A 24,127-nucleotide genomic window follows, 5' to 3' on the forward strand; every position below is an offset into this window, starting at 1 on the left:
CCGCCCGTCCACTATGGCGCGAGTACAGCCCGGCCAGCCGCTCAGCCTCGAAGCGCCCCTTCCAGCGACTAATATAGTTGGGGTTGCAACCGAGCAGCTGGCGAATCGTCAGGTAGGACATCCCTTGCGCCAACAGCAGGATCAGCCGCGCCCGGCGCACATCCTCGGCTGGCAGGGTGCGCGAGCGCACTCTATCCCACAGTTCCTTGCGCTCCCTCGGGGCCAATCCAAGCTCTCCATCAAGCATCCCTTACGATACACTAACCCGATACCAATGTCACTGTTACAGGCCACTAGGTATGGGGCGGCTTGGGGATCGATATTCAACGCTTGCCTGAGTGAAGACCGCACGTCGCTCACGGTACGACCGGCTGAAGCACAACGCACCTCATTGACCCCGTTGACGACAAGCTACGGCCATAGTTCGTCCTCCGTTCTGAGGATAACGTTCGCGCGATTCGCAGTGAATCGTCGGCACTGAGAGCCGAACGAGCTTCGCGACAGAGCTGTTTTCGGGGAGAGTCCCCACAAAATCCCCCACAATCCCAGAAGAGCTGCCAGCCTCTTCCGAACAGAGTGTGGGCATAACTCTTTGAATTAACAATGAAATTGGTTTGGTCGGGGTGGCCGGATTTGAACCGGCGACCACACGCACCCCAAGCGTGTGCGCTACCAGGCTGCGCCACACCCCGACGCTTTGACGACGCCACGCGCAAGCGCGCGCATCGGTGAGAGCAAGACACAGTATTATTTCGGGCGCATCAAGACCACAACCGCGATACCCGGGCGTCAATCGGCGGCGGCGGCTTCCGGCACTTTGACTTGCACAGTGCCATCGCCAGTGTCCGGTATCAGCCATCGATAAATCAGCGGCAGGACGTAGAGCGTGAACGGCGTCGAGGTGATAAGCCCGCCGATCACGACGGTGGCGAGCGGACTCTGCACTTCCGCGCCCGCGCCGCGAGAGATCGCCATCGGGATGAAGCCGAACAGCGCGACCATCGAGGCCATCAGGATCGGGCGCAGCCGTTCGCGCGAAGCCTGCGCGATTGCTTCATCGACCGGCGTGCCCATCTCGCGCAGCCGATTGATTTCCGAGACCAGCACGACGCCGTTTAAGACCGACACGCCGAACAGGGTGATAAATCCCACGCCGGCGGTGATCGAGAACGTCAGGCCGCGCAGCCCGAGCGCGATTATTCCGCCGCACGCGCCGAGCAGCACGTTGCCGAAGATCAGCAGCGCCGTGCGCATCGAGTTGAACGTGTTGTAGAGCAGGATCACGATCAGCAGCAGCGACACCGGCACCAGCAGCATCAGGCGTTTCGATGCGCGCTGGAGATTTTCATACTGGCCACCCCACTCGAGCCACCATCCGCGGGGCAGTTCGGCCTGCTCGCCGACGGCCGCTTTGGCTTTGGCGACGAAGCTGCCGAGATCGGTGCCGCGCACATTGACCGCGACCGTAACCCGGCGAGTCAGGTTCTCCCGCCAGATCGAGACGGGCCCTTCCTCGACGGTGAAGCGCGCCAGTTGCGCGAGCGGGATCAGCTTGCCGTCGGGCGCGGCCACCATGATGTCGTCGAGCTGCTCGAGGTTCTCGCGCGAGGCTTTCGCGAAGCGAACCTGCAACAGGTAACGCGCGTCGCCTTCGACCACCTGGCCAACGATTTTGCCGCCGATCGTTTCGACCGCGTCGAGCACGTCGGAGACGTTGATACCGTAGCGGGCGACTTCGGCGCGATTGATCTCGATATTGAGCGACGGCAAGCCCTCGCGCGGCGCCACTTTGCCGTCGGCGGATCCAGGAATCTCGCTCAGAATCTTGAGCAGCTTCTTGCCGAAGCCGAGCATCTTGCCGAAATCATCGCCATAGACATGAAGGGCGACGTCCGCCTTGATACCGGCGATCATGTCATTTACACGGTTCTCGATCGGCTGCGAAAAAGAGTAGCGGGTTTCGGGCACGCGCTCCTTGAGCTTGCGCTCGAGCTCCTTGATCAACGCTTCGCGGCCGGTCATCCGCCACTCTTCCGGCGGCTTGAGGAAGACGTAAACGTCGCTCTCGTCGGGTCCCGCGGTGTCGGTGGCGAGTTCGGGCCGGCCGATTCGTGATACCACGCGGGTCACCTCGGGCAATTCCAGCAAGGCTTTTTCAGCGCGCGTCGCGTCTTTGGCGGCAGCGCCGAGAGAGATACTGGGCACCCGCAGCACGTCGACGTTAATCGTTCCTTCGTTGAGAGTCGGGATGAACTCGCTGCCGAGAAACGGTCCCCATGCGAAGCCGACAATCAGCAGGACCAGCGACGCGCCGAGCGCGATCTGCGGCCGCGGCCCGATCCATCCGGCGGCGTTCGCATGCCATCGATCGAACATTCGTGCGATATACGGCTCGTGAGCCGGAACTTTTTTGAGGAGTAGCGACGCCATCACCGGCACGAACGTGAGCGCGCATAACAGCGAGCCGCAGAGCGCGAAGATCACGGTCAGCGCCATCGGACGAAACATTTTTCCTTCGACGTTCTCGAACGTCAGGATCGGCAGGTACACGATGATGATGATCCCGATTGCAAATACGATCGGGCGCAGTACCTCGCGGCCCGCCTCGAAGATGCGATGGCTCATCGAATGTCCGCGCGGATCGGACGTGGCAAGGCGGCGGAAAATGTTCTCGATCATGACGACCGAGCCGTCCACGATTAGTCCGAAATCGATCGCGCCGAGGCTCATCAGATTGCCCGACACGCCGCTCCACTTCATGCCCATGAACGCCACCAGCATCGAGAGCGGAATCACCGACGCAACGATCAGGCTGGCGCGGATGTCGCCGAGGAACAGAAACAGGACGACGACCACCAGGATCGCGCCCTCGACCAGATTATGGCTGACGGTCTCAATCGTTCGTTTGATCAGATCGGCCCGATCGTAAAACGGCTCGATCTTGACGCCTTCGGGCAGCGTCGGCTGGATCTCCTTGATTTTGGCCTTGACCCGCTCGACCACGGTGCGCGAGTTCTCGCCGATCAGCATCATGACCACGCCGACCACTGTTTCGCCCTTGCCGTCATGCGTGACTGCGCCCTGTCGGATACGCGGTGCGAACGCGACCTTGCCGAGATTTTTGGCGTAGATCGGCACGCCGGTGCGATTGCCGACCACGATATTACCGACGTCGGCCAGGTTCTGGATCAGGCCGGTGCCGCGGATCACTTCCTGCTCGCCGCTGCGCACGATATAGCCGCCGCCGGCGCTGGCATTGTTTTTCTCGAGCGCGCGGAAGACGTCGCTCAAGCTCAGGCCGTAAGCCACCAGCGAACTTGGGTCGAGTTGCAGTTCGAAGGTCCGGAGTTCGCCGCCAAAGCTGTTGACTTCAACGACGCCTGGAACCGCTTTCAGGCGCGGCGCAATTTGCCAGTTCAGAATCGATCGAAGATCCATCAGGCTGCGATTCGGATCGACCACCTCGAACTGGTAAATCTCGCCGAGCGCGGTCGATACCGGCGTCATCTCAGGTGAGCCGTAGCCCTTCGGAATCAGTTCGCGCGCCGCCGGCAGTCGTTCCATCACGAGGCGCCGGGCAAAGTAGATGTCGTACTTCTCTTCGAAGTAAATCCACACCGAAGACAGTCCGAAGCGCGAGAGTGAGCGGATTTCCGTGATACCGGGCATCCCGCGCATCGCGATCTCGACCGGAAACGTGATGAACTTCTCGACTTCCGCGGGCCCGAGTCCCTGCGCGTCGGTCACCACCTGCACCACGTTGGGCGTGACGTCGGGCACCGCGTCGATCGGCAGCGAAACCAGCGCGCGCGCGCCCAGGCCAACGATCACGAGCACCAGGATGATCGTGAGCAGGCGGTTCTGCAGCGCCGCTTCGAATAGTCGATTGGCCATTACTCAGCGCATCTCACGATTGACGAACATTGCCTTGAGCGCGAGGCCGCCTTCCGAGACTACGCGCTCGCCCTCTCTCACGCCGGACACTATTTCGACGTCGGAATGGCCGGCCGAACCCAGCGTCACCGGTCTCACTGCGAAGCTGGCGGCGGAGACTTCGACGAACACCGACTTCTGGCCGTTGATTTCATAGACCGCGGAGGCCGGCGCCGTCAGCACTTCGCGCGATGCGCGCGCGGTGGTGGTGATCTGCGCATTGGCGAACATCCCGGGCTTGAGCCGCCGCTCGGGATTCGGCACGTCGATTCGCGCCTGCACGGTGCGCGTCGAGCGCTCGACGGTATCGCCGATGTAGGACACGACTCCGTTGAAGCGCTCGTCGGGATACGCGCCGACGGTTATTTCGGCGGGCTCGCCGATCTGCAAGGTCGATAGGTCGTGCTCGAACACGTTGACCAGCACCCAGACGTTGCGCAGATCGATAATCGTCATCACGCTTTCATCGCCCGAGACAAACGCGCCGATTGTGAGATTGCGCTTGGTAACGGTGCCGGCGATCGGCGCGGTCAGGGTGAAATCGGAGAGCGGCGGGCCATTTTCGGGCCAGGCGAGACCCGCGAGTTCCTTGGGTGAGATTAACAGGCGCAGCGCTTCGCGCGTGCTCTTGTATTGCGCCAGCGCGATCTCGTGATTGGCGCGCGCCTCGAGCACGTCCTTGGCGGAGGCGATCTTGTCCTTGAAGAGACGCTCCTCGCGCGCGAGATGCTGCCCGGCGATCTGTTCGAGCACCCGCGATTTCAGATACTCCGCCTTGGCCTGCCCGAGTTCGATACTGCTCAGCACCGCCAGCGGATCGCCCGGCTTGACCTCCTGTCCCGGCTCGGCGATCAGCTTCAGCACGCGCGCTCGAATCCGCGGCGTCACGTGCGCGATTTTGCGCGCGTCGGGCTCGATCATCGCGGTCGCGGCAATCAGATTCGACAACCTTTTGCGCTTGATCTCGGCGAACTTCAGATCCGCCTGCGCCTTCGAGCCCTGGCCCAGCGAGATCGTTCCCTTGGCGGGCAACTTGTCCGTCGCCGCACCGGCCATCGCCGGAGACGCGACCGCGAGCAGCAGCGCGAGCATCAGACTTGCGATCGTGTGATTCATAGGGGCGCTCCGGTGGCGAGTTCGAGCGCGATTTGAGAACTCCACACTCCGAACCCGGCGTCGAGGTAGGCGGTGCGCGCCTCGAAGGTCAGCCGTTCCGCGACCGACAGCCGCAGCAGATCAATCTTACCTTCTTTAAACGCCCGCTCCAGCAGGTTGAAGCTTTCCCGCGCCGGAACCACCACGTCGTGCTGGTAGATTTGAAGCTGCCTGTACGCGGCTAGATAACCGTAGTAGGCGTCGCGGACTTCGCGTTCGATATCCAGATACTTAGCGCGCTCGCGCGCACTCGCTTGGCGGCGGCGCGCTTCGATCACGGTCGCTTCTCCCGTGCGCCGATTGAACAGCGGGATCGAAAGGCCGAGCGTGCCGCCGACGAAACGTTCGGTGTTCAACTCGTGTCCAAGAAAAACGCCGAAGGACGGATTGGGAAGATTCATGCGTTGGTTAAGAGCATATTCGGCGTTCAGCCGAGCCACTTCAAGTTGCCGCGCGCGCAGGTCGGGCCGTCTACTTTTTGCATTTGCCACCAGCGTCTCAAGATCGATTGCCAGTTTGGGAGGATTGAAGTCACCGGTCGGGTCAGGCTCAGGCCCGGCATATCCACCCAGCAGGCGCCCGAGACTCGATCTTTGAAGCCGATAAATTTCCTGGCCCTGGATAAGCGCGCGCTGGCTCTGACCATACCGGACGACCGCCAGATTGTGATCGATTTGGCCGATCTCGCCGGCGCTCAGACGAATCCGCGCAGCCTCGAGCAGGCGCGCGTCGAGCGCTTCGACCTCGGTCAAGAGGCGCACCAGTTGGCGCGCGCGGAGCGCGTCGAGGAAGGTCAGCCTGACCGTGGCGATGAGCAGCCGGAATCCGTCCTCAAATTCGGCGGCCGATTGTTGGAGCCGGACGGTGCGGGACTTTTGGCGAAGCGAGCGCTGACCAAAAACCTCGAACTCCTGCCTCATGCCGACGCGCCAATCCTGCGTGTTCGAGCGGTTCGAGCGCGCGCGATAGTTGGCCGCATTGTCACTCTCAAAATCGGACTGGCTAAGATAGTTGGCCTGTTCGAGTTCGCCCCGCGCGACGTTGATCTCCTGCGCCGCGGCGGCGAGATCGGGGTTATGCGCCCGCGCGATCGAGATGGCGTCCTCGAGGGTAATTTCCTGGGCCGCGTGCGAGACAGGGATATTCAGAAGCAACGCGATCAATACGATCGCGGCGTAAAGTGATCGGCTAGCAGTTTTCAACGTTTTCCCGGCGACCACACCTTCCATCCACGAATTCGCCCTCCGCGCATTTCCGCCGCAGCGATGCTGTCCGAGTCGGAAACCGTCGATTTTCTACCGGATGGCGCTTGACGGATTCTGACATAGGCTCAATCGTGTGGCCATTTGGGCGACCCGCAAAAGGTAGCCAATGAGACGGAAAATCTCCGTTCAAGACCGGGCATGGCATCCCGTGCCGCGATTTAGACGGCCCCGAGCCGGATTAATTCACGCCTGATACAGGGATCGCGTCGAGAGGGCGCGCCCTGCTACGGTTTTTTCTTCGCCGCGACCCGCGGCCGCCACTGCACGAACGATCGCATATCGACCTGAAACGTCCACGCGCTCTTCGACTGATTGATCAGATGCACGATCTCGTCGCAGATCGCCGACGGCGGCACGAAATGCGACGGATCCACGTCGGGCATCGACTCGCGCACCCGCTCGCTATCGACCGCACCATCGACGTCGAGCGCCGCCGCGTGCACGCCGAGATGCATGAACTCGTAGGCCACCGATTCGGCGATCGCGCGCTGCGCGAGCTTCGACGCGTTGTAGGCCGAGTATTGCGCCGGGCCACTCCGCGACTCGGAGCCGAGCACGAAGATCACCGTGCCGGATTTGCGCTCGGCCATCTTGCCGATCACCGCCTGGGTGCAGAAAAAAGGACCGAAGGCGTTGACCTTCAACTGGGAATCGAAATCCTCTTCGGTGATTTCGGTGAATTTCTTGCGCAGATATGCGCCGGCATTATTGATCAACACCGAGATTGGTCCGAGCTCGCGCTCGACGGTTTCGACCGCCGCGACCACCTGCTCGCGGCGCGATACGTCGGTCGGCGTGACGACGGCCTTGCCACCTTGGGCGCGGATCAGTTCCGCGGTTTCCTCGAGTTGCGACTTGGTGCGCGCAATCAGGCCTACGTGAAAGCCTTCACGGGCCATGCGGAGTGCGATGTCGCGGCCGATGCCGCGGCCAGCGCCGGTTACCAGTGCGATTTTGGGGTCAGACATAACGCCGAATCTTACCCACTTGTCGGAAGCGTGCAAACCTTACCAAATATTTGCAAATATGTGGCGCTTGCCTTAACACTCGCGTTGATGAATGGTAACGTTGCCCGTCGAGGTGCTCCATGCCCGTTTCTTATAGTCGTCGCGGCAGCCAAAATCGCACCTTCCTCAACCTGACTGGTTCCGTAGCTGTCGTTTCGGTAGTGGTTTTCGCGCTGATGTTCGCCGGCGGAGGCGTCTCGTACGCCGATGACCCCGATTCCGGCATCAGCGCCGCGCCCGATTCCGACGCCCCGCCGACTCTTATTCCAGATACGACGTGGGAAAGCGCAAACCAGGTCCTCGAACTCCCGCAGGAATGCAATCCCGAGCACGCTTCCATTCCGTGCGATCAGCATCCGGTTGCGGTCGCCAACGACTCTTCGTCGAGCAGCGATGATGACGATGAAGAGGACGTCGAGACGGCAGGAATCAAGTCCGGCGCGGTTAACGACGCGGATGCCGGCGGCGGCGACGCGCTTGCGATGCAGCAATGGGGCGTCGTCGATGAATACGAAAATGAAGGCGCCGAAGCGTCCGCGATGATGACGCCGACCGGATGGGTCGTCACCGGCGTCTATCCCGCCAACACCAACGCTGGTCCGCGGATGGCGCTGATGGCCGGCCGATCGCCGTGGCACTTTGCCACCGCCCCGATGAGCAGTCCGCTCACCCAGGCCGCGCGTCCGCCGCTGAATTTCGGACCCTGGATGACGTCGCCTTCGACTACCTGGAACCGGCCCGCGGGCGGTCCGATGATGATGCCCGGCATGTCGCTTCGGATGCGCTGACACGACCTATTAACACTGAGCTTCGATCGCGAAGTTCGAAGCGAGCCGCGATCGGCTGGAGTATACTTGGTTAATGCTCATCACGGTCGACGTCGGCAACAGCGATATCGTAATCGGAATCTACGAAGGCGAGCGTCTGCGCAATCACTGGCGGATCTCGACCATCCGCGATCGCACTACCGACGAACACGGCGCGCTGTTGAACACGCTGTTCGGCGCCGCCGGTATTCCGCCCGGCCTCAAGCCTGAAGGCATAGCGATAGCGTGCGTCGTGCCGCCGCTCAACCAGGTGATGGAACAGCTCGCGATGCGCTATTTCCATTGCGATCCGCTGATGGTCGGTCCGGGAATCAAGACCGGGATGCCGATCCTCTATGAGAATCCCAAGGAAGTCGGCGCGGACAGGATCGTCAACGCAGTCGCGGCGTTCGAGCGCTACTCGAGCGCCTGCATCGTGGTCGATTTTGGCACCGCGACCAGCTTCGACTACATCACGGGCAAGGGCGAGTATGCGGGCGGCGCGATCGCGCCGGGGCTCGGCGTCTCGATGAACGCGCTGATCGAGCACGCCGCCAAGCTTTATCGCGTCGAGCTGGTGCGTCCGCGCGAGGCGGTCGGCCGCACTACGATCTCGTCGATCCAGTCAGGGCTCATCTTCGGATACACCGCGCTGGTCGATGGACTGGTCACGCGCATCCTGCGCGAGCGCGGCGAAAAGGCGCGCATAATCGCGACTGGCACCTTCGCCGATTTGATCGCGCCGGAGAGCGAAACGATCGAGGAAGTGGACGAGTTCCTGACATTGAAGGGCCTCAGATTGATTTTCGAGCGCAATCGTCGCTAGGAATACGTGCGAGAGGCTCGCGATGGAAAAAATCACCCGCGTCGTAACAGACAACATGATTGGCTTGAAGTTGCCGGATTACGCGCGCCATTCGCCGCGAGTCGCCACCGTGCTCGGAAAAAATCCGAGCGCGTTCACCGGACCCGGCACCAATACCTATATCGTCGGCACTTCGTCGCGCCCGCTGTTGCTCGATACCGGGCAGGGCGTCGCGGTCTATATCGATCTGCTCGAAGCCGCGATGAAGGAACTCGCGCACAGCAGCGAGCTCGATCGAATCGTGCTCACGCACGCGCATGTCGATCACCTGGGCGGGGTGAAGCAGGTGACCGAGCGCTTCGGCTCGATGGAAGTGCTCAAGATGCCGTGGGAGGGTCACGACGCTCCCGCCGGCGCGATCACACCGATCGGCCACGACGCGATCGTCGAGACCGACGGCGTCACGCTGCGCGCAGTGCATACGCCCGGTCACGCGCCCGATCATCTTTGCTATTACCTCGAAGAAGAGCGCGCGCTGTTTACCGGCGACGTTGTGCTGGGGGCGGGCACCACCGTTATCCCGGACGACACCGGCGACCTCGCGGACTATATGGATTCGCTGCGGCGCCTGCTCGAACTGGACCTCGAGACTATCTACCCGGCGCACGGTCCGGTGATCAGAAAGCCGCGCCAGAAAATTCGCGAGTACATCGCGCATCGCGAACTCCGCGAGCGCCAGGTGCTGGAAGCGCTCAAGGACGGGCCGCTCGAACCGATGGCGATCGTCAAGAAGATTTACACCGACGTCCCCGAGTATCTGCATCAAGCTGCCGCCAGCTCCGTTCGCTCTCATCTGGGCAAGCTGAAACGAGATGGCCGCGTGGTCGAGCATGAAAAGCGTTGGAGTCTTGTCTAGCAGGCGCTGGCGCCATCAATTGATGATTGCGGCGCTCGCCGCGAGCCCGCTCATTTTGAGCTGGCAGGACTGCGCATTCAGTCAGACGCCTGACTCGACTGAGGCAAGCAGGACGTGGAAGGCCGCTGCTGCGGCCGCCGCCGCCGCGCCGGCCAGCGCGAAGCCTGAGAGCAAGTTCGCGGCCTCGCTGCCAACCAACCTGGTGCCGGACGATTCGGCGCCCTCGCTCGCGCTTCCGTTGGCGCCGCCGCCGCGCGACACCGCTTACGAGGACGACGACGTGATCGCGCCGCCGCGCGACACCTCCGCGCCAATCGAGAACGATCCGACCGCGATGCCGAACAACCTCGTAACGACGCCGATCGGCGACAGCGGCCAGTCTTCAAGCACGGTCGAGATTCCGCCGGTGCTGCCTGCGCCGGATACCGCCGCGACGGATTCGCATCCGCCACCGATCAACGTGCAGGCGCAAACCGCGAAAAAGTCCGGCATCGACGACAGCCTGCAATCAGCCGCCGAACAGGCTGAGATAGCGCGCTATCAGCAGGAGCAAAGCGGTCCTTCGTCGGCGCAGTACCGCAATTTGCAGGCGCTTGCCGCCGAAGGCGACATCACGACGCCGATTGGCCTGGTGCTGCGCGAGGAACGGCGCGCGCTCCGGACCGGCGAGGAGGCCGACGGCCTGTTGATCGTCTCGGTGCGCAAGGGCAGCCCGGCGGCCGGCGCTGGACTTCACGCCTTCAGCCACGGCGTCCACGACGCCATCACGGGCATCGCGATGATCGGCTCGGTGGTGAGCGGGATACCGGCCGCGATGGTGGTGGTGCCGCTGATGGAATACATGCAGGTCGGCGAGAGTTACGATCTGATCATCGGTATCGATGGGTCGCGGGTGAAGAACTTCCTTGATTTCGAAGATCAGATGCGCGACGTGCAGCCGGGGGAGTTGATCTATTTCAGCATCGTGCGCAACGGCAAGCGCCTGCAAGTGGCGGTGCCAGTAACGACCGCATTGAATTAGCGCCAGACGAAGAAATCGGGTTCACACGTGCGGGTCGGCTTCACGCGGAAGTCGGTTGTTCCTTCTTGTTAGCGGAACCAGACGCATTGTGGATTCGCGATCGGATGCAGTAAAATGGCGCGGATGCGCATGATGGAGCGAGCGCGCCCGGTCAGGCTCTTCTACAGTTACTGTCACAAGGACAAACAAAGAGTATTTCCCACTGTACGTGAACGAGTTTGCGTGGCGCTTCGACAACCGAAAAAACCCGAATGCATTTGCTGATTTAATTGCGACGTGCAGTTAACTAGCCGTGCAAAGGTGGAAGCGCTAAAATATTGAGGTGGCTTCCATCCGAAATGGCAAGGGCCGAACGACTCGAAAAAAATACGTTCCAAGCGAAAAACAGCGCGCAAGCGATGAAAAACTCCGAGACGAACTGTGGCAGTTCGACCTGAAGAAATTCGATAGAGCGCTGGAAAAAGCCCTGAAAACATCGGGGTAATAGCAGTTTCGACTCCTCTCCGTGTGGCCCACAACGCCCGTTATCGGCGGTTTGCGTGATTCTTGATCTTCGGTCTATGCTTCGTCACCGATGGTAGTTCACAACATACCGATTGATTGGGTGGTTCCGAGCGACCTTCGAACCGAATACGCCACAAACGTACCGCGCAACATGGTGAACACGAATTTTTTCTGATGTTCTTTCAAGCCCAACCCCCGATAATCCTCGGTGAAAAGGAAGAGCGGGAAAAACAATTAAGTGAATTGACAAAAATCCCCGCGAAGTGCGTCGCAAAACTAATCATTTCTCCGGATCGAGTGGAAGAGATTATCAAGCTTCTTCAATCTCAACTGGACAATTACCAGACGACTTTTAAGAAAGGGACCAAAAAAGAGAAATGAAAGTCTCCGGACAATACTCAGTCTCAGCGATGTCGTCTTCATCCATCAGCGACCGCGCCTCAGTTCTAGCCACTCAAGCGTCGCCCGTTCGCTCCGCAGCGCTCTTTTTGATGGGATCGTTGGGCGATACAAATCTGTCTATTCGACAACCGATTACTCTAATTTTAGAGAATGACGACAATGGCGGTTTCATTGCTAGCGATCCGTATTTTGCCGTCTACGGTGAGGGAGTCGCACCCGCTGAAGCCCTGCGAGATTATCGATCTTCCTTAGAGGACTATTTCTTTCTTTTAAAAGACGAGTCCGCCACGAGTCCTGAGGACGAACAACAATTTTTGAAGCTAAAGGACTTCGTCGATTTTGACTTTCCTCGACTAGAGTTCAAAGGGTCATCGCGCTGAAGATGCCGCTTAAAAAGAGGGAAGTCGAAAATCAGTTAAGACATAAATTTCATTTCACCGAGTCGAAGACGCGTTCGTCCGATCATATTTGGCTCGAACGCAAGGTTCCTGGTCGGGCCACGATCCGAACGAGGCTTTCACATTCCAATAAAGAACTGCGCACCCCGTTGATCAAAATCATAGCCCGGCAGCTTGGAGTACAGTCTCAGTTTTTCGAAGGGATGATTGAGTGCTCAAACAGCGACGATGACTTCCACCAAGCAATCGCCCCTCCGTAACTTAGCACTTATTTCAAAGCAATCACTTTAGCTTGACCCAAAACAGATAGCCGCAGTTGCCGCTAAGGCCGGTGGAGTGCTTGCCGCCTGTTTGGCTTCCTTCATCTCCGCAATCATCGCGACAATCGCGCTCTTGCAGAGATCAAAGAGTATTAGCGCCTTGTCTTCGCCCAGATTGTCTTCGGGGTGCAGGCCAGAGAGTCTTATCGTCGGTACGGCAGGAGGTCGATCAGGTGGAAAGAGAAAAGGACGACGGCATCAGGATTGAGCGCGTGATCACCGACGAAGTCGGTGTACCACGGAACGATGGAACGCCCGGCAGCGCCTTTTACGCCGTGCCATTCAAGTTGTCGGCGGCACCCTCCGCCCTTTGGACCAGGCTTTTTTTGGAGGAGTGGAAATTGCCTCCGCGGTTCACGGCGATGCATCGCGAGGATTCTTGGGGACAAGATTATCCTGGATGGCACGACGATTGAGGAGGTCGAACGATTTCACCTCGATACTCTGAAGCTGGTGGTTGCTGAAGCGAACAAACTTGAAAAAGAAGCGCGGCGAAAGTCGAAACCGCGGGCGAGCGCGCAGGAGAAGAAGGCAGAGCAGCACTTGAAACATGTCGCGACTGTAGCCAGCAGGTTGAACTTCGGGCACTGAGCTGCGACTAATCCTCTCGTCTCGTTCCTTGCGCATTAAAGACAGCGAGACAAAAGCAAGCGGGGGCGGAGAGATTGATCTCTCCGCCCCCGCTTGCTTTTGGGTTTATCGGCCCGGCAGCCGGTCGATCGGATTAGTTAAGCCACAGGCTAAAGCCTGTGCCACATCAATGTCATACTATCTACTCAGTTGCGGCTTAATAGTAATCGACCGGGTCGATCTGCCGCTTCGCGCCCCAGTAGAAAAGCATGTTCTCAGTCAGGCCTTGCCAGGTGAATTTTCCGGGCGGCAGCAGAAGGCGCTTGAACATCGATTTGAGCGAGTAGAACTCCTTGGTGCATCGCCACACGCCTTCTTCGACTTCCTGCGGCGACATGTTTTTCGGCACGAACATGCAGCGGAAATTGTTGGTGTAAAGGTCTGCATCGGGGATGATCACGCGGCCTTCATTTTCGAGCTGCGTGCGCATCGGAGTGCCGCGCCGCGGCGTGACGGTATTGAAGAACGCCTCGGGCGCCTTGACCTCGTGCAGAAACTTCAGCGTGTCGTCGAAAATCCCCGGATGATCTTCTTCGAGGCCGAACATGAAATTGAGCGAGTAGTAGATGCCGTGTTTCTCGAGCTTTTTGAGCAGCTTCTTGTACTGGCTGGCGTGGTTCTGAATCTTGTTCATCGAGAGCAGGCTGTCCTGGCTGATCGATTCGACGCCGATATTGACGTGGAAGATTCCTGCTTTCGCAGCGAGCTCGAGCAATTCGTCGTCGTGATTCGAGTTGATCGTCCAGAGGCATGAAAAGCGGATGTTGAGCGGCTCGATTGCCTTGAACAGTTCGCGCGCGAACTTGTGCTTGCCGGTGATTTGATCGTCGATAAACTGGAAGCGCTTGAAGCCGGTGATTTTCACCACCTGCTTGATTTCCTCGACGATGTCCTCGATTGGCCGCGTGCGATACGCGCCGTCATAGAAGACCGGGATTTCGCAGAACGAGCATCGGTAGGGGCATCCGCGGCTCGCCTGCACCGGCGCCGCCTTGAACAGGTAGCGATTGAGCTTCAGCAGTTCGTGGCGCGGGCGCGGCAGATTCTTCAGATCGTGGAGCTTGTCGGCCTTGTAAACCTGTTTGAGTTTGCCGTCGCGCCAATCCTGGAGCAGTCCGGCCCACACGAGATCGGCCTCGCCCTGCACGACCGCATCGCAATGATGCAGCGCTTCTTCGGTCTGCAGGGTGGCGTGGAATCCGCCGAAGACGACCGGGATGCCGCGCTTGCGGAATTCGTCGCCGAGCTGGTACGCGCGGAGCGATGCGCCGATCGTGGTCGTCATGCCCACGAGGTCCCATCCGCCGTCGAAATCGATATCTTCGAGGCGCTCGTCGCACAGCGTCACGTCGTAATCGTCGGGAGTCAGGCCGGCCATCAGCGGGATCATCAATCCCATAATCAGGCGCCATCGAGTCTTATGGGGTGTGCCGTCGAGATGGACGGTGGTGGGCTGCACCAGCAGGATTCGGGGCTTTTTGCCATTCATGGTTCGTGCAACTCCTCTAGTGAGACACGTTGTCGGCGGATTTAGCCGGCTGGCCGGTCAACCAAATCAGGACCGCGGCGAAGGCATAGCAACCGAATGCGGCGCCCCACGCAAAATATTCGAGGCGATTGAAGAGCGCCAGAATGACCAGCAGATAGGCGAAGTCGCGGCCACTCCATCGATCGATAGTATCGAGCCATCGGGCAGCTTCCTCGCCCCTGTATCTGAAGGCGCGCCAGGTCGCGTAGGCGCAGATCGCAAAGCCAGTGAGCAGAATCGGAATCAGGGCCAGGTACGCCGAGCTTTGGCTCGCCCGATAGCACCCGGTGAGCAGGCCGACGAAGATCGCGACGTGCACGATATTGTCGGTGAGGATATCGAGCTTGCCGCCGAACTTGGTCTCTTTCATCTTGAGCCGCGCGAGTTCGCCGTCCACGCCATCGATCATGATCGAGGTCAGAAAGAAAATTGTCGCCAGCAATCGGACGGTGTAGTTCGGCACCGAGAGCATCCACGCGGCGCCGAGGCCGAAGATCGTGTTGGCGATCGTCACCATGTTCGGCGTGATAGCGGTGCGGGCGAGGCGGTAGCTGATGCGCCACGAGATCCTGCGATCGATCCATCGCGCGAGCGGGGCATCCTTCTGTGCGGTTTCGGCGCTGAGCGATTGCGCGAGGCGGAGTTCAGCTTCATCGCGATCTTCGGGGCGGCCATTGAGCGCGAAGGGCAGCAGGCTAAGTGTCTCGGAGGGAACCGAGATGCCCACGGTATGATGATCGATTGAGAGGCCGCTTTTGATCACTTGGGCGACAGGGCCCGTGATAATTTCGCCGCCGCGATCGCGATCGGCGCTGAAGGTCTTTAGAACCAGGCTCGGATTGGCGGCGTGCCCGTCGAGCGCTTGCGCAAGATTCGCCCTGGACAGGACCAGGTTCCCCGCCAGCGCCACGCACGGCGCCGCACCGTCGATTCCATCGGGATGGTTCAATATGTCGTCGAACGATTCGACGATCGAAACCGAGTTGCGGCCGCTGAACTGGCCCATCGCTCGCGCGAGATCGACGCGGGCTTCCGGGGCGGCCTCGATCACGAATTTTTTGATTCCGGCACGTTCGCAATTCATCATCAGCCGTTCGAGGAGGGGGCGGCCGAAGATGGCATTGTTGGCGCGATCGGGCGCGAAAATTAATGCAGTTTCAATCAACAAAATATTGCCAAATCTCTACTGACCTATAGGACAGTCGCGGGTACCGTAACATACCGATCACACGAGCGCGAGTAGGGCTGCTACTGCCGAGGCGCGGGAAGTTATGAGTCGAGCTGTTTGAGCTTGGCCTCCATCTGCGCCATCAGGCTGTCATACGATCCCTGTTTCAGAACCGCCTGAATCTGCGCCGCGACGTTGCTCGCGAGGCTCTGTCCGTCGAGGATGATATCGATCACGCGCCATCGCGGACCAACCTTGCCGAGCACATAATCGATCGAAACCGCGCCGCCCTCGGCGCGTTTGACGGTGGTCGACACGATTCGACGCGCCTGCTTGATTTGCTCCTTGCCGAACTGAACCTCCAAGCCGGTGAAGAATTGGGAAGCTTCGGGGTAGGCGAGCTTTTGCAGCAATTCGCGGAGCAGATTGGCAAATCGGGCGCGTTCGGCGCGGCCGAGTTTGCTCCATTGGGCGCCAAGTGCGGTCCGGGAGAGCGAATCGATCGCGAGCGAATCGTCGATTTTCGCGATTAGTTCAGTTCTCGCGGCGTTATCTTTGGTGGTACGCAGCTTGCTCATTGATTCGAGCATCTGGCGCACGATCATTTCGGCTGGACCCGTAGTGTCGGCGGCGAGGGCGGATGAGAGGCGGGGGGTCGCCGCCAGGAAAAATAGCGCAAGAAAAATGATGATCATGGCGAGCTCGGCGAGCTCGACTACCCGATTTGGAAGAAATCGACGCAAATGCTGCCACCTCTGCTGCAGAACGCGGCCCGATATCAACGCGATTGCTTGAATCGTCACACGACTTATCAGTCTATGGGGAGTTCGAGCAATTAGCTGACCAGTAACCAACACTTAACGCGATCGCGCGCCCGATACCTAGTGACCGGGTACCTGCGCTGGTAAACTGTCGAGTTTGTGGCGAGCATCATGGCACTGCTGTTCGATTTCGGCGGCACGCTCGACGGGCCATCACATTGGCTCGACCGCTTTCTGGCGCAGTACCGGGCGGCGGGCATCGATATAACGCGCGCGGAAGTCGATCCGGCGTTCGATCACGCCACGCGAACGGGATATCGGGCGACCAGGGTGCTCGCGCGGTTCGGGCTTAAGGATTTGGTGCGATTCATTGTGGGCCATCAGGTCGAGTACCTCCGCAAAGACGGGCCGGAGCGAATCCGCTCGATGATCGAGGCGAGCGGCGCCGCGGGAAGGCATCGAATGGTCGAGCAGGTCACGGCGTCGTTCGTCGCGGAGACAGCGGCGGGATTGGAACACAGCCGCGGAGTTTTGACGGCGCTCAAAGCGCGCTTCAAGCTGGGCGTGGTGTCGAATTTCTATGGGAACCTGGATCGCATCCTGGCGGAATTTCGCCTCGATCGATTGATGAGCGCCGTCGCAGATTCGTCTAAGATAGGGATCTTCAAGCCGGAGCTGGGAATCTTCGAGGCTGCAATCGCCCAGATGCGCGTTGCGCCCGAGACGATCGCGATGATCGGCGATTCGCTCGGCAAGGATTGCGCGCCGGCGCATCGATTGGGCCTGCACACCGTATGGTTGTGCAGCGAAGGTGCGCGGGCGGACGCGGAGAATTCGGCAGAGGTCGCGGATCGCACGATTCGAACGATCGACGAATTGGTCGAGCTCAAATGGTGACCAAACTTCAAGGCGCGATCATCGCGGCGGGCCGCGGAGAACGGCTGCGGAACGAATCGAGTGCGATGCCGAAGCCGTTGGTCGAACTGGGCGGCGAGACGATGCTCGCGCGGCAGGCTCGCGCGCTTATCGCGGCAGGCGCGTCGTCGGTGATCGCGGTGATCAACTCGGAAACAGCGAGAATCGCGCAACAGATGAAAATTGACCTGAAGATCGAGTTGCCGGCCGAATTGAAAATCGTGGTGCGCGATACGCCAAGCTCGATGGAGACGATGCTCGCGCTCGGCGAGTATCTCGAACCGGGATGGTTCCTGGCGGCGACGGTCGATGCGATCGTCGCGCCGGCGGAACTCGCGCGCTTCGTCGCGGAAGCGCGACGCATGATCGCGAATCGCGGTATCGCGGGCCTCGTCGGCGTGCTGGCGGTCACGCGATGGCGCGGCGACCGGAAACCGCTCTTCGCGGAACTGACCAATGACGGATTGATCGCGCGGCTCGGTGGCGCGGAGGCATCGATGGTGACGGCGGGAATCTACCTGATGCACACCGAAATGTTTGAGCTGGCCGAATCGGCGCGGAGCCTCGGGCTGGACGCGCTCCGGCGTCTGCTCGGACTGATGCTCGAGCGCGGGATGAAGCTGGGCGCAATCGAAATCGCAGGCGCGATCGACGTCGACGAAGCGTCGGACCTCGAGGCCGCGCGCAGTGCGATACGGAGTTATCAATGAGTTATCGAGCTCTGGGAGTTTATCGGGAGCCTGAATTTTCGCCGGGCAAAGTGGAAGACGACGCGGCGATCCTCAACAGCGTGCTGGCGGAACTCGCGCGCGAAGGGATCGAGACGCAGGTGATGGACGCGAAAAGCTTTGGCGCGGGCGAGCTGCCGGCGCGGCAGGATATCGTGCTCGCGATGTGCCAGGGCGAGCAGCCGCTCAAGCGGCTCGCGGAAATCGAGCAGGGCGGCGCCGTCGCGATCAACTCGGCGCTCGCGATTCGCAACTGCTATCGCGACTTGCTCACCGCGGGACTCGCGCGGGCGGGCGTGCCGACGCCGGTCGGCGCGCTGGTCGCCACCGCCGAGCCGCTCGATTCGCGCAAGCTGGCGGGCGTGGATCTCGCGGCGGGCGTGTTCGTCAAACGCGGCGATTTGCATGCGCTCGGCGCCGACGACGTGCAGTATGCGTCGGATCGCGCGCAGGTGGAATCGATCCTGGCGGACTTCGCGCGGCGCGGAATCCGTAACGCCTTCGTGCAGCAGGAAGCGCACGGGCGCGTGGTCAAATTTTACGGCGTGAGCGCCGGGATGTATTTCGCCGCGCTGCCCGAGGACGAAGCAATCCCCGAAGCGGCGATTCGCGCGATGCAGGAAGCGGCGTCGGTCGCGTCGCAGGCGCTCGGGCTCGAGGCGTGGGGCGGCGACGCCATCTTGAGTGGCGATCGATTTGCGATTATCGACTTTAACGACTGGCCCAGTTATAGCCGTGTGCGGGGACCGGCGGCGCGCGCGATCGCAAGGCGCGCGATGAACCTGCTGGCGCGCCCGCGATGATCGGAATTTTTAGGGAGTGATGGTACCGCGATCGCCTGATGACAAACACCAGCCACGGCAAACTGCCTGCGATCAAGACCGCGATTCCGGGTCCCAAATCGAAGGAAATTTTCAACACCGAACAGAGCTATATCGCGCCCGGCCGGCAGCGAATCTCGCTGCTGGCGGGAATCGCGTTCGATCACGGCGAAGGCGCGACGCTGACCGACGCCGACGGCAACACCTACGTCGATTTCTTCGCGGGGGTGGCGGTGGCGAGCCTCGGCCATGGGCATCCGGGGCTGGCGCAGGCGCTCTCGAAGCAGGCGTCGCGGCTGATCGTCGGCACGTTCGCGACCAAAGAGCGCGCGGAGGCATTCAAGCTGCTGAGCGAAGTCGCGCCGGCGAATCTGAAACGCGCGCATCTCTATAGCGGCGGCGCAGAAGCGGTCGAGGCGGCGATTCGGCTTGCGCGATCGGCCACCAAAAAGCATGAGGTCGCGAGCTTCTGGGGCGGATTTCACGGCAAGACCGGCGGCGTGATCGGGCTTATCGGCGACGAATCGAAGCAAGGCTACGGTCCGCTGCAGGGCGGACAATACACGGTGCCGTATGCCGACTGTTATCGATGCCCATTCAAGCTGAAATATCCGGACTGCGGACTTTATTGCGTCGATTTCGCGCGCCAGCAGATCAAGATGAGTTCGGGCGGCGCGCTTGCGGCGATTATCGCGGAACCGATGCAGGGCACCGCGGGCAACGTGATTCCGCCGGACGACTGGATGCCGGCAATCAAGTCGGTCGCGAAGGATCTCGGCGCGATGCTGATCGCCGACGAGATGATCACCGGCTTCGGCCGCACCGGCAAATGGTGGGGCGTCGAGCATAGCGGCGTCACGCCCGATATCGTCACGATCGGCAAGGGCATGGGCTCGGGCTTCCCGGTGTCGGGCGTGCTGCTGAGCGACGAGTTGGGCAAAGCGGAGCCGTTCTCGAAGCCGAGTGCGTCGTCTTCGAGCTACGGCGGGAATCCGCTGGCGGCGGTCGCGGTCGCGGAGACGATACGCACGATCGAGAAAGAAGGCCTGGTCGAGAACTCGCGGCGAATCGGCGCGCTGATGCTGAGCCGCTTGATGGCGCTGAAAGAAAAATACGAATTCGTCGGCGACGTGCGCGGCAGGGGCCTGCTGATCGGCGTCGAACTGGTGCGCGATCGCAAGACCAAAGAACTGCTCGGCAAGCGGGTCACCGAACTGATTTTTGCCGAATGCCTGAAGCGCGGACTCGTCATCATGGGCTACTTCCCCAAGATTCGGATCAATCCGGCGCTGGTGATCACGGAAGCGCAGGCCGAGGCGGGAATCGCGATTCTCGACGAAGTGTTTGCGCACGTGCGCGATCGCGTCGATTGGCGCACTGCGTAGGATTTTTTCTTCAGGCAGGATTTTTTGCGATGGCCGATATCACGGGGAACGCCGCGTACTTTTTCGACCTCGCGGGCACGCTGGTCAAGTTCGACGACAATCGCGAACTGCCGCTCGACGCCAACGGCAAAGTTGTGATCGAGTTGATGCCGGGAGTCGCTGAAAAACTCGCGCCGATTCGCGACCGTCTGATGTTCGTCGTCACCAATCAGGCGGGAATCAAGCGCGGGCGGCTGACGGCGGAGAAAGTCGAAGCCGCGATCGTCGCGCTGGATTTGAAGCTCGGCGAGATCCTGACGGGATGGCAAGTATGCCCGCATACCGACGCCGATCGATGCGAATGCCGCAAGCCCAAGGGCGGCATGATCCGCGAACTCGCGGAGATTTACGGCGTCGACCTGAAGGCGTCGGCGATGATCGGCGATCAGGAAGTCGATCGGCTCGCGGGCGAAGCGGCGGGCGTTGCAGAATTTGTCTGGGCGAAAGATTTCTTCGCGGCAAAGTAGCCTCACACGTTCGGCGTGAATTGCGCGAGATCGTAGATGCCGAGGTGCTCTTCGATGATTCGACTCCGGCAGCCTCCGCTCAAGATGACGGAATAAGAGAGTTCGCCAGCAAGTGCGAACTTGACCTGCTTGTCATTCAGAGGCTAAGGCTGCGACGCCGAAGAATCCCGGAGGGATGCCGAGCAGAGTGAAAGATCCGGGATTCTTCGCTGCGCTCTGAATGACAAAAAGAGTTGGACGTTACGACGCCGTCGCAAGACAAACACGATCGCAGTTGATATTGATGCGGGTATCCGCAGTCCGGAGGGTTTGAAATGAAGATTGGATTACTGACACCGTTCGACGGCAAGAATGCAAACCCGGCCGAGTTCGCGCGCGTCGCGGAATCGCTCGGCTTCGAGTCGCTCTGGGTGCCGGAGCATCCGGCGTTCCCGGCCAATCCATCGACGCCGTTTCCGGGCGGCGGCGCGATTCCACCGATGTATCATCAGATGGCCGATCAGATGGTGGCGCTCAGCATGGCGGCCGCGGTGACGAAGAATCTCAAGCTCGCGACCGGGATTTGCCTGGTGCCGGAGCACGAGCCGCTCGCGCTGGCGAATCAGATCGCGACGCTCGATTCATTTTCGAATGGGCGGTTCATTTTCGGTATCGGCGCGGGATGGCTGCGCGAAGAATGCGATCTGTTCGGCGTCGATTTTCCGCATCGATGGACGCAGACGGCTGAGTTGATCGCGGCGATGCGCGCGCTTTGGACGGAGGATGCGCCGTCATTCGAAGGCAAGTACGTGAAGTTTCCGCCGGTCAAGATTTATCCCAAGCCGGCGCAGAAAAAAGGACCGCCGGTCGTGATCGGCAGCCTCGACAAGAATGCGCTGAAGCGCGTGGCCAAGTGGGCCGACGGATGGTGCCCGATTCGGCTCAAGGCTGATGTGTTCAAGGCAAAGGTCGAGGAGTTGAAGCGCGAGTGCGCGGCGATCGGTCGCGACTTCGGGAGTTTGGACATCACGATCATGGGCGGAATCGGCGGCGATCGCGCGAGAGTACAGGAAGGACTGAAGGAATATGCGGCGGCGGGCGCGCAGAGGTTCGTGGTCGGGCTCGGCGAGTTCACGCCCGCGACGTTCGAGAGCGTGCTGAAGAAGGTGGCCGGCTTGTATCTGTAACAGGGCACGCAGAAGGGCAGACATGTCCAAGATCACATCAACGGCAACCCGGTCACTAACATCGTCGGCTTTACCAGGCAGCGCGGCGCTTGGAGCGTGAAGATGAAGCCGGCAATCAATCCCAACCAAATGAAGATGAAGCTTGCACTGAATCCGAACCAAACTAGCGGTCAAGAAGTCTCTCCTAGTGGCGCCTCGACGTATGAACCAATGAGTAGTGTGTGGGAGGGGAGCGACGGAGACTTACTCGAAGCGATGTTTAAGTTTTACGCGACTATCCCACCTGAACCAATCCTGGATTCGACTTACAACGCCGGGCGATTTTGGAAGGGTTCGAAACGGCGCATCGTGTCTATGGACATCGACCCGCAACACAAGCCGATGATCGTTGGGGACAACCGGAAAATGACGGGCGTGCCGTCCGCCAAATTTGGAACCGTCGTGTACGACCCACCCCACGTCGGACCGCAGGGACGCGACAAAAGTAGAAAGCGATTTGATGTAGATTTCGGGGCGACGGTCGAGTGTGGCAAGGAGCAGGACTGGAACTTGAGCTACCTCTATCCAGCCTTCTTGAAGCAGGCCAGGAGAGTATTAAAACCCGACGGCTTGCTACTAGCCAAAGTCACCGACATGGTGAACAACCATAAATCGAAATGGCCGCACTGCGACTTCATGCGAATGGCCGAAGAGGCCGGATTTACTGTGTGCGATTTGATTATCAAGATTCGGAATGGTCCGATGGTTTCGACCAAGTGGAAGGAGGCCCATCACGCGCGAAAGCGACACTGTTTTTGGATTGTATGTCGCAACGGGGACGACTGCGAACGATAGTCATCGCGATGAGTTCTTCGGGTATAGCGCATCCCATCGGCCTACTCGGTGAGTCCCAGGACGGCCCACGCCCGGCTGCTTGCTTCCGAACCCGCTTTCGTTCCACTCCGGTTCGTAGTGGACCATGAGGGCAAATTCCGCCGCGAACACCCACCATTCACTGGAAAATGTCAGATAACGACACTGCATATCATTCAGGGTGATATTTTGTCGGCTTGCGATCTTAGTGACGTGCTCGCTAAGGCGGGCGCGCAGTGTCCGCTTACTTTTGGTGGTGCCCTTGGACGCCTTCCCGACGTAAACGAGTTTCCTCTTGAAGTAGAGCGCGTAAATCCCGCTCGTCTGTGGTCCTACGCCCTTCTTCAATGGGAGAAGCGGACTCGCTTCCAACATCTCGACAACCTGGGCGCGAATACCCCGGTCCAGGTCGAACTCGAAGTGGTGTTCATTGTCGGCAGGGTCGGGCATGGCGAAGCAATCTATCGATAGACCGCTCGAAATTCAAATTAGAAAGTGCGACGAATAAGTCTTTAGCCAATCGCCGCGTGCGGCGGACAAAAATCCGCCGTTGCGGAGGTGCGCGCCGCATTGAAGGATGCTATGTCAATGTCAACGACCCATACGACGCCGGCGTAGGGATTCAGGTGGGGGACACTGCGAGGCGGCTAGGCCTCGTCGTCGGAGGCGGGGTCGTCGCCGCTTAGATCGCCGCCACTCTCGAGTTCCTCGACTGCTTCGTCGAATTCGGGGCCGCTGAATTCGTCGCCCATCTCGGTGCCCATCCGCTTCATCATCCGCGCGAGGCTCTTGGGATCGTTTTCATCGACGTCGCCGATTTTCGACGGATCGGCAAGCGACTCGAGGCGCGATTCCTCGCTGCGCGGCATCGCAAAGCGCGACATCAGGCGGCTCATCTTCTTGCTGCCGCATTTGTCGCAAACCGCGACGACCTTAGCGCTGATGCGAGTCGTCAGCACGCTGGTGACGCGGCGGCATTTGTCGCATCGATATTCGTAAATAGGCATCCTTGAGTCGGTGATTAATCCGCAGTTGCGATCACGGTCATGTTACGTCGCGATTGCACGAGATTCCAGCGCGGCTTTGAATGAGATGGCGGCGTCGGCATACTGTGGCGATCTTTTTCAGGCGATTG

23 protein-coding genes and 1 tRNA gene are annotated in these 24,127 nt (G+C 60.2%); 13 read left to right on the top strand and 11 right to left on the bottom strand.

Annotated features, from left to right (window positions below):
* The 6 genes from Q7S58_RS03350 to Q7S58_RS03375 form a co-directional block, all read right to left on the bottom strand.
* On the bottom strand, nt 1-226 hold a 226-nt coding region (locus Q7S58_RS03350), incomplete at its 3' end, for a helix-turn-helix domain-containing protein (RefSeq protein WP_304820799.1).
* Nucleotides 227-615: 389 nt separating this feature from the next.
* A tRNA-Pro gene (locus Q7S58_RS03355) sits at nt 616-692 on the bottom strand.
* 97 nt (nt 693-789) lie between these two features.
* Nucleotides 790-3,894, bottom strand: coding sequence for an efflux RND transporter permease subunit (locus Q7S58_RS03360; RefSeq protein ID WP_304820801.1), 3,105 nt, complete (start codon nt 3,892-3,894; stop codon nt 790-792).
* Between the two features lie 3 nt (nt 3,895-3,897).
* On the bottom strand, nt 3,898-5,049 hold the full coding sequence (locus Q7S58_RS03365) for an efflux RND transporter periplasmic adaptor subunit (RefSeq protein WP_304820803.1): 1,152 nt from the start codon (nt 5,047-5,049) through the stop codon (nt 3,898-3,900).
* Nucleotides 5,046-6,290: a TolC family protein gene (locus Q7S58_RS03370; protein ID WP_304820805.1), complete on the bottom strand. Its 1,245-nt coding sequence runs from the start codon at nt 6,288-6,290 to the stop codon at nt 5,046-5,048. The genes Q7S58_RS03365 and Q7S58_RS03370 overlap by 4 nt, the downstream gene beginning before the upstream one ends.
* Before the next feature lie 287 nt (nt 6,291-6,577).
* The gene (locus Q7S58_RS03375; RefSeq protein WP_304820807.1) at nt 6,578-7,321 is read right to left on the bottom strand and encodes an SDR family NAD(P)-dependent oxidoreductase; all 744 of its coding nucleotides are present in this window, start codon (nt 7,319-7,321) and stop codon (nt 6,578-6,580) included.
* A 119-nt stretch (nt 7,322-7,440) separates the two neighbouring features.
* Here Q7S58_RS03375 and Q7S58_RS03380 point away from each other — a divergent pair, with 119 nt between their 5' ends.
* The 6 genes from Q7S58_RS03380 (at nt 7,441) to Q7S58_RS03405 (ending at nt 12,948) form a co-directional block, all read left to right on the top strand.
* The gene (locus Q7S58_RS03380) at nt 7,441-8,148 is read left to right on the top strand and encodes a hypothetical protein (protein ID WP_304820809.1); all 708 of its coding nucleotides are present in this window, start codon (nt 7,441-7,443) and stop codon (nt 8,146-8,148) included.
* A 73-nt stretch (nt 8,149-8,221) separates the two neighbouring features.
* Complete coding sequence (locus tag Q7S58_RS03385) at nt 8,222-8,992, top strand: type III pantothenate kinase (protein WP_304820811.1); 771 nt, start codon at nt 8,222-8,224, stop codon at nt 8,990-8,992.
* 22 nt (nt 8,993-9,014) lie between these two features.
* On the top strand, nt 9,015-9,887 hold the full coding sequence (locus tag Q7S58_RS03390; protein WP_304820813.1) for an MBL fold metallo-hydrolase: 873 nt from the start codon (nt 9,015-9,017) through the stop codon (nt 9,885-9,887).
* A gap of 22 nt (nt 9,888-9,909) precedes the next feature.
* On the top strand, nt 9,910-10,908 hold the full coding sequence (locus Q7S58_RS03395; RefSeq protein ID WP_304820816.1) for a PDZ domain-containing protein: 999 nt from the start codon (nt 9,910-9,912) through the stop codon (nt 10,906-10,908).
* A gap of 881 nt (nt 10,909-11,789) precedes the next feature.
* The gene (locus Q7S58_RS03400) at nt 11,790-12,194 is read left to right on the top strand and encodes a hypothetical protein (RefSeq protein WP_304820818.1); all 405 of its coding nucleotides are present in this window, start codon (nt 11,790-11,792) and stop codon (nt 12,192-12,194) included.
* Between the two features lie 511 nt (nt 12,195-12,705).
* The gene (locus tag Q7S58_RS03405; RefSeq protein ID WP_304820820.1) at nt 12,706-12,948 is read left to right on the top strand and encodes a hypothetical protein; all 243 of its coding nucleotides are present in this window, start codon (nt 12,706-12,708) and stop codon (nt 12,946-12,948) included.
* 371 nt (nt 12,949-13,319) lie between these two features.
* Here the strand turns inward: Q7S58_RS03405 and Q7S58_RS03410 are convergent, their stop codons facing one another.
* The 3 genes from Q7S58_RS03410 to Q7S58_RS03420 all read right to left on the bottom strand — a co-directional run bounded on the left by Q7S58_RS03410 (nt 13,320) and on the right by Q7S58_RS03420 (nt 16,553).
* On the bottom strand, nt 13,320-14,651 hold the full coding sequence (locus Q7S58_RS03410; protein ID WP_304820822.1) for a radical SAM protein: 1,332 nt from the start codon (nt 14,649-14,651) through the stop codon (nt 13,320-13,322).
* A gap of 16 nt (nt 14,652-14,667) precedes the next feature.
* On the bottom strand, nt 14,668-15,855 hold the full coding sequence (locus tag Q7S58_RS03415; protein WP_304820824.1) for a CDP-alcohol phosphatidyltransferase family protein: 1,188 nt from the start codon (nt 15,853-15,855) through the stop codon (nt 14,668-14,670).
* 104 nt (nt 15,856-15,959) lie between these two features.
* On the bottom strand, nt 15,960-16,553 hold the full coding sequence (locus tag Q7S58_RS03420) for a phospholipid-binding protein MlaC (RefSeq protein WP_304820826.1): 594 nt from the start codon (nt 16,551-16,553) through the stop codon (nt 15,960-15,962).
* A gap of 237 nt (nt 16,554-16,790) precedes the next feature.
* On the opposite strand from Q7S58_RS03420, the gene Q7S58_RS03425 reads away from it, so the two are divergent.
* The 7 genes from Q7S58_RS03425 to Q7S58_RS03455 all read left to right on the top strand — a co-directional run bounded on the left by Q7S58_RS03425 (nt 16,791) and on the right by Q7S58_RS03455 (nt 22,974).
* Nucleotides 16,791-17,516: an HAD family hydrolase gene (locus Q7S58_RS03425; protein WP_304820828.1), complete on the top strand. Its 726-nt coding sequence runs from the start codon at nt 16,791-16,793 to the stop codon at nt 17,514-17,516.
* Nucleotides 17,510-18,244, top strand: a complete 735-nt coding sequence (locus Q7S58_RS03430; RefSeq protein WP_304820830.1) for an NTP transferase domain-containing protein — start codon at nt 17,510-17,512, stop codon at nt 18,242-18,244. Before Q7S58_RS03425 ends, Q7S58_RS03430 begins: the two co-directional genes overlap by 7 nt.
* On the top strand, nt 18,241-19,065 hold the full coding sequence (locus Q7S58_RS03435) for a hypothetical protein (RefSeq protein WP_304820832.1): 825 nt from the start codon (nt 18,241-18,243) through the stop codon (nt 19,063-19,065). Before Q7S58_RS03430 ends, Q7S58_RS03435 begins: the two co-directional genes overlap by 4 nt.
* A gap of 38 nt (nt 19,066-19,103) precedes the next feature.
* Complete coding sequence (locus Q7S58_RS03440) at nt 19,104-20,468, top strand: aspartate aminotransferase family protein (protein WP_304820834.1); 1,365 nt, start codon at nt 19,104-19,106, stop codon at nt 20,466-20,468.
* A gap of 29 nt (nt 20,469-20,497) precedes the next feature.
* On the top strand, nt 20,498-20,974 hold the full coding sequence (locus Q7S58_RS03445) for an HAD-IIIA family hydrolase (protein ID WP_304820836.1): 477 nt from the start codon (nt 20,498-20,500) through the stop codon (nt 20,972-20,974).
* Between the two features lie 314 nt (nt 20,975-21,288).
* Complete coding sequence (locus Q7S58_RS03450; RefSeq protein WP_304820838.1) at nt 21,289-22,140, top strand: LLM class F420-dependent oxidoreductase; 852 nt, start codon at nt 21,289-21,291, stop codon at nt 22,138-22,140.
* Between the two features lie 102 nt (nt 22,141-22,242).
* Complete coding sequence (locus Q7S58_RS03455; RefSeq protein ID WP_304820840.1) at nt 22,243-22,974, top strand: hypothetical protein; 732 nt, start codon at nt 22,243-22,245, stop codon at nt 22,972-22,974.
* On the opposite strand, the gene Q7S58_RS03460 is transcribed toward Q7S58_RS03455, so the two are convergent.
* Both Q7S58_RS03460 and Q7S58_RS03465 read right to left on the bottom strand, forming a co-directional pair.
* On the bottom strand, nt 22,975-23,442 hold the full coding sequence (locus Q7S58_RS03460) for an Eco29kI family restriction endonuclease (protein ID WP_304820842.1): 468 nt from the start codon (nt 23,440-23,442) through the stop codon (nt 22,975-22,977).
* Between the two features lie 197 nt (nt 23,443-23,639).
* Complete coding sequence (locus Q7S58_RS03465; RefSeq protein ID WP_304820844.1) at nt 23,640-23,999, bottom strand: zinc ribbon domain-containing protein; 360 nt, start codon at nt 23,997-23,999, stop codon at nt 23,640-23,642.
* Nucleotides 24,000-24,127 lie beyond the last annotated feature (128 nt).

The organism is Candidatus Binatus sp. (assembly GCF_030646925.1).
Lineage (GTDB): Bacteria > Desulfobacterota > Binatia > Binatales > Binataceae > Binatus.

Bases quoted from the DNA above. Each gene is read 5' to 3' on its own strand.
- Q7S58_RS03360 (WP_304820801.1), bottom strand. From the start codon at position 3,894: ATGGCCAATCGACTATTCGAAGCGGCGCTGCAGAACCGCCTGCTCACG.
- Q7S58_RS03365 (WP_304820803.1), bottom strand. From the start codon at position 5,049: ATGAATCACACGATCGCAAGTCTGATGCTCGCGCTGCTGCTCGCGGTC.
- Q7S58_RS03375 (WP_304820807.1), bottom strand. From the start codon at position 7,321: ATGTCTGACCCCAAAATCGCACTGGTAACCGGCGCTGGCCGCGGCATC.
- Q7S58_RS03380 (WP_304820809.1), top strand. From the start codon at position 7,441: ATGCCCGTTTCTTATAGTCGTCGCGGCAGCCAAAATCGCACCTTCCTC.
- Q7S58_RS03385 (WP_304820811.1), top strand. From the start codon at position 8,222: ATGCTCATCACGGTCGACGTCGGCAACAGCGATATCGTAATCGGAATC.
- Q7S58_RS03390 (WP_304820813.1), top strand. From the start codon at position 9,015: ATGGAAAAAATCACCCGCGTCGTAACAGACAACATGATTGGCTTGAAG.
- Q7S58_RS03395 (WP_304820816.1), top strand. From the start codon at position 9,910: ATGATTGCGGCGCTCGCCGCGAGCCCGCTCATTTTGAGCTGGCAGGAC.
- Q7S58_RS03400 (WP_304820818.1), top strand. From the start codon at position 11,790: ATGAAAGTCTCCGGACAATACTCAGTCTCAGCGATGTCGTCTTCATCC.
- Q7S58_RS03410 (WP_304820822.1), bottom strand. From the start codon at position 14,651: ATGAATGGCAAAAAGCCCCGAATCCTGCTGGTGCAGCCCACCACCGTC.
- Q7S58_RS03420 (WP_304820826.1), bottom strand. From the start codon at position 16,553: ATGATCATCATTTTTCTTGCGCTATTTTTCCTGGCGGCGACCCCCCGC.
- Q7S58_RS03425 (WP_304820828.1), top strand. From the start codon at position 16,791: ATGGCACTGCTGTTCGATTTCGGCGGCACGCTCGACGGGCCATCACAT.
- Q7S58_RS03430 (WP_304820830.1), top strand. From the start codon at position 17,510: ATGGTGACCAAACTTCAAGGCGCGATCATCGCGGCGGGCCGCGGAGAA.
- Q7S58_RS03435 (WP_304820832.1), top strand. From the start codon at position 18,241: ATGAGTTATCGAGCTCTGGGAGTTTATCGGGAGCCTGAATTTTCGCCG.
- Q7S58_RS03440 (WP_304820834.1), top strand. From the start codon at position 19,104: ATGACAAACACCAGCCACGGCAAACTGCCTGCGATCAAGACCGCGATT.
- Q7S58_RS03445 (WP_304820836.1), top strand. From the start codon at position 20,498: ATGGCCGATATCACGGGGAACGCCGCGTACTTTTTCGACCTCGCGGGC.
- Q7S58_RS03450 (WP_304820838.1), top strand. From the start codon at position 21,289: ATGAAGATTGGATTACTGACACCGTTCGACGGCAAGAATGCAAACCCG.
- Q7S58_RS03455 (WP_304820840.1), top strand. From the start codon at position 22,243: ATGAAGCCGGCAATCAATCCCAACCAAATGAAGATGAAGCTTGCACTG.
- Q7S58_RS03460 (WP_304820842.1), bottom strand. From the start codon at position 23,442: ATGCCCGACCCTGCCGACAATGAACACCACTTCGAGTTCGACCTGGAC.
- Q7S58_RS03465 (WP_304820844.1), bottom strand. From the start codon at position 23,999: ATGCCTATTTACGAATATCGATGCGACAAATGCCGCCGCGTCACCAGC.